Origin of the sequence: Candidatus Burkholderia verschuerenii, from assembly GCF_001189365.1 — a bacterium.
GTDB lineage: Bacteria > Pseudomonadota > Gammaproteobacteria > Burkholderiales > Burkholderiaceae > Caballeronia > Caballeronia verschuerenii.
On the sequence record NZ_LFJJ01000295.1, the window covers coordinates 1 to 3,996 of the forward strand.

Here is a 3,996-nt window from a genome sequence, read left to right on the forward strand (position 1 = left end):
TGCTCGGCCCGCTTGGGTACGTGTCGCCGGCGGAGGCAGAGGAAGCGTACAATCGGAATCCGGTGCTTTCCGCTCGCGCGGCGTAGCGCCAAACTCGGCGGTCTCCGACAAAGCCGGGGCGGTTCAGGTAGCCGTCTTCAACCGGATTTGCCAAACGAACGGTCCGGCTGGCGGCCTGTATTCGGCCGAGACCAACAAAGTTCTCGTGGCCGAGGTCGGCACGCCCGTGTCCCAGAGCGCGGTGCAGAACGCGCTACTGCTTCTCACGGACGCGAACCTTGTGATTGCAGTGGGTAATGGGAAGTACGACGCGACAGATCCGTTCGTCAAGACTGCATGGCGAGAGTCGCGTGGACTCGCGGCGGCGATGGGTATCGATAGCGCGCCGCCGGTTCGTAGAAGAGGGACGCGTCGCGGGCAATCGTAGCGCTTGAATCGCGTGACGCAGGCGAGATTAGCCTCTCTTTCGTGCAGCCAAGCCACTTGCATGACGTTGCTCGCTCGAATCCGCCCGCTTCCCCGCCTGCCTATCGATCAACCGAGGCCCATGATCGCGCGCAACCGAAAGCGCAGAGTGAAAGCAAACGGCCCCGATGATCAGCAAACACCAGGACCTCAATGTTCTTCTGGTCATCATTTCGGAGTCGCCGCCGATTGGGCGATGCCTGCTGCGTCCGTCGTAGTCGACACACCACCGTAAGCCGCATTCTCACCATATCGCGCGGCGACTTTCGCCTCGGCCGTCTGTAAAGCCTGAGGATAGTTTTCATCGCGAACGGCCGGGTTATAGCCGACCGATTCCAACTGAACGAGTTCGGCGCGCACTTGCGCGCGCGTCACATGCGATGTCGCAGATTGCGCAAAAGCCGCAAACGGCATGAACGATGCCGCGAGCAACGCAGCGCTGATCATTCTCTTCATGGTTCGATCCTCATGGATGGCGCGTCGATGTCCTCGAACACCGCACGCTGTTGACGTGAGGATATTCTGCGAGTTCGACGTCGCCGCCATGCTGACGGGATCGTTACAAGTTTGATAACTTTCGCAATCAAACGGCTTCCGTCGCCGGAAACGTCAGGAAGAAGCGCGTGCTGCGCTCGTCGCTCTCGGCGCGAGCGCGTCCGCGATGCAGTTCCATGATGGTCCGCACGATGGCGAGTCCCAGTCCGGCAGAACCGGTGGCGCTTGCCGCGCCGCCGCGCGACGGGTCACCGCGATAGAAGCGGTCGAAGATCCGATCGAGCATCGCAGGGTCGATCCGTGTGCCTTCGTTTTCGACGCACACCGAGACATCCTGATCGCTCGACGTGACCGACATGGTGATCGTCTTGCCCCGCGTCGTGTAGCGCATCGCGTTGGCAAGCAGATTGCTCACGGCTCGCCGGAATAGTTCGATGTTGGCCGTCACGACGCCTGTTCCCCGCACGACGATTTCAACACCCGCTTCATCCGCCAGACCTTCGAAATACTCGGCGATGCGCTGCAATTCCAGGTCGACGTGGAAGTCTTTCATCTGCCGCGCAAACTGAGGATGTTCGGCTCGCGCAAGAAAGATCACGTTCTCGATCATGCGCGAAAGCCGGTCGCATTCCTCCAGATTGGACGCCAGCACCGATTGATATTCGTCCGGCGTGCGTGGACGCGCAAGCACGACTTCGGTCGCGCCGCGCATGTTCGCGAGCGGCGTGCGCATGTCGTGAGCGAGATCGGCCGTGAATTGCGACATACGCTGGAAGCTGCGTTCGAGGCCCGCGAGCATGTCGTTCAGCGAACCGATGAGCGGTTCGAGTTCGGAGGGAACACGGTTCATGACGATTCGCGTATCGAGTCGGTCGGAGGTCACTTCCCCCGCGCTTTCAGCGAGCGTTCGCAGCGGCACCAGCGCGCGTCGAACGAGAAAGAAGCCCATTGCGAAGGCGAGCAGCACACCGACGACACCCGCGAGATGCAGTCTGTCGCGATAGCGATCCAGCAACAGCCAGCGATCGCGCATGTCGCGCAGGACGACGATCGTCGCAAGCGATCCGTCGGTCAATCTGGCGTGAACTGCGAGCAGACGAATCGGGTCGCCGTCACTTTCGTTGGTCGCCGTGATCCACTTGTCGGTGATCTGCGCGTCTGCCGGGACGACCGCGGCGGGCAGCTTGATCTGCGCCAGCAGCGCATCGACGTTGTGCCGGATCAGCATGCGGCCAGTGTTGTCCGCGATTTCGAGCGACAACGCCTGACTTTTCCGAGCACCTGGCTCCTGAGTCTTTCCTGAAATCGTTGATGTCCGAATAATTGACTAACTCGTTGGTTAGCCTGCGCGTGTGGCGTGCCGCGAGCACGATGTCGAGATCGTCCTGAACCGTGACCTGACGTTCGAGTACGAGATAGACATAACTGCCGACTATGCCGAACACCGCGAGCGTGGTCGCGGCGAAGGCAATGGCAAGCGTGGTGGTAAGCGAGCGGGCGCGCATCAGTCCTCATGCGGCGCGTTGATCACGTAGCCCACACCGCGCACCGTTTCGATCATCTTCGCGTCGAAATCGTCGTCGATCTTCGCACGCAGGCGGCGTATGGCGACTTCGACGACATTGGTGTCGCTGTCGAAGTTCATATCCCATACATACGATGCAATCTGCGTACGGCTCAGCACTTCGCCGTGCCGCCGCGCAAGCAACTGGAGCAATGCGAATTCGCGTGGCGTCAGATCGATTCGACGTCCCGCCCGGCGCACCTTGCGACGCGTCACGTCGATCTCCAGATCGCCCACTTGTATGAGGTCGGTGTCGCGCGGAGGTCCGCGCCGCGCGAACGAACGAACCCGCGCAAGAAGTTCGACGAACGCGAAGGGCTTGACCAGATAATCGTCCGCACCGAGTTCGAGTCCATGAACCCGGTCCGCGATATCGTCGCGCGCCGTCAGGAAGAGAACGGGCGTGGATTTCGTTTCCCGAAGATGACGGATAACGGTCCAGCCGTCCATCGACGGAAGCATCACGTCGAGCACGATGACGTCGTAATTTTCCTCTTTGGCAAGAATCAATCCCTCCGCGCCGTCACCGACGACATCGACGGAATAACCCGCTTCCTCCAGCCCTTTTTTTAAGTAAGCGCCAGCCTTCAGTTCGTCCTCAACGATCAACACGCGCATGCCTAGACCTCTTTGAGAGCGATCCAAAGCCTAGATTTTACGCATTTTGCTTGGGCCCGTAATTACAATTTCGTTATCTCCGCTTTGCTGCAAACGCTGACGGATCGATCGGGATATTCGGGCCAAAGGGTAAGTGTCCAGCCGACGCCGCGTACGTTCTTGATCGTCGAGTTGCCAAGTTTCTTTCTTAGCGAATGAATCAGGATTTCCACCACGTTACTATTCATTTGCTCATCCGAGCCATAAACCGCCTGTTCGATTCGTTGCTTCGAAACGATAACGCTGGGGTCCGCCATGAGCGCGTCTAGCACCGCATATTCGCGAGTGGTCAGGCTCGCAGTCAACGTTCGGTTGAATACGGCCTGCGCTTCGCGATACAGCCACGACCGATAACGTTCTTCGATCGCATCGGAGCGAAGTGCGCGGCGTCGAATCACTGCCTTGATACGTGCCTCGAGTTCTTCGCTACGAAAAGGGCGCTGGAGGCAATCGTCAGCGCCGGCATCGAGCCATTTGATGCACTGACTCGCTGGCCCGCGTGGCGACAGAACGATCACCGTGATGCCGTCGCTCTGTCGACGAATTGCGCTTATCAGATCGAAAATATCGAGTTCATGATCGCCGGCCTTTAGCAAGACCGCGTCGTATTGGCTTAGCAGTTTGCTTTCGTCGGGACGCGCCGTATCCAGTTCCAGGTTATCGAAGAACAACGGCTCGTGGGCGTACTCGCTAGGCTCTGTTCACATTTGAAGAAATGTGTTTACATCTCATCTTTTGCGTAAGCGATCAAGATGAGTCGAATGTTGCTGACCGATGAGATATGGGGACGACTGGAGTCCATTGTTCCGGGTAAG

General features: G+C 59.0%; 3 protein-coding genes and 2 pseudogenes. 1 reads left to right on the forward strand and 4 read right to left on the reverse strand.

Translation table 11 applies throughout. The annotated features are described in order from the left end of the window. Window positions 1-427: pseudogene (locus BVER_RS34820) on the forward strand (hypothetical protein); the annotation flags it as partial. Window positions 428-633: 206 nt separating this feature from the next. On the opposite strand, the gene BVER_RS28025 reads toward BVER_RS34820, so the two are convergent. From BVER_RS28025 to BVER_RS28040, 4 genes and pseudogenes are all read right to left on the reverse strand, one after another. Continuing rightward, window positions 634-921, reverse strand: a complete 288-nt coding sequence (locus tag BVER_RS28025) for a DUF4148 domain-containing protein (RefSeq protein WP_050456027.1) — start codon at window positions 919-921, stop codon at window positions 634-636. A gap of 127 nt (window positions 922-1,048) precedes the next feature. Next, a pseudogene (locus BVER_RS28030) lies at window positions 1,049-2,465 on the reverse strand (heavy metal sensor histidine kinase). After that, window positions 2,465-3,142 (reverse strand): heavy metal response regulator transcription factor, encoded by a 678-nt coding sequence (locus tag BVER_RS28035; protein WP_050456028.1) that lies wholly within the window; start codon window positions 3,140-3,142, stop codon window positions 2,465-2,467. Before BVER_RS28035 ends, BVER_RS28030 begins: the two are co-directional and overlap by 1 nt. 62 nt (window positions 3,143-3,204) lie before the next feature. Further along, complete coding sequence (locus BVER_RS28040; protein WP_050456029.1) at window positions 3,205-3,852, reverse strand: response regulator transcription factor; 648 nt, start codon at window positions 3,850-3,852, stop codon at window positions 3,205-3,207. Window positions 3,853-3,996: the final 144 nt, after the last annotated feature.

What these genes read in the sequence shown, in the direction of transcription:
- BVER_RS28025 (WP_050456027.1), bottom strand. Translation starts at nt 921, where the DNA reads ATGAAGAGAATGATCAGCGCTGCGTTGCTCGCGGCATCGTTCATGCCG.
- BVER_RS28035 (WP_050456028.1), bottom strand. Translation starts at nt 3,142, where the DNA reads ATGCGCGTGTTGATCGTTGAGGACGAACTGAAGGCTGGCGCTTACTTA.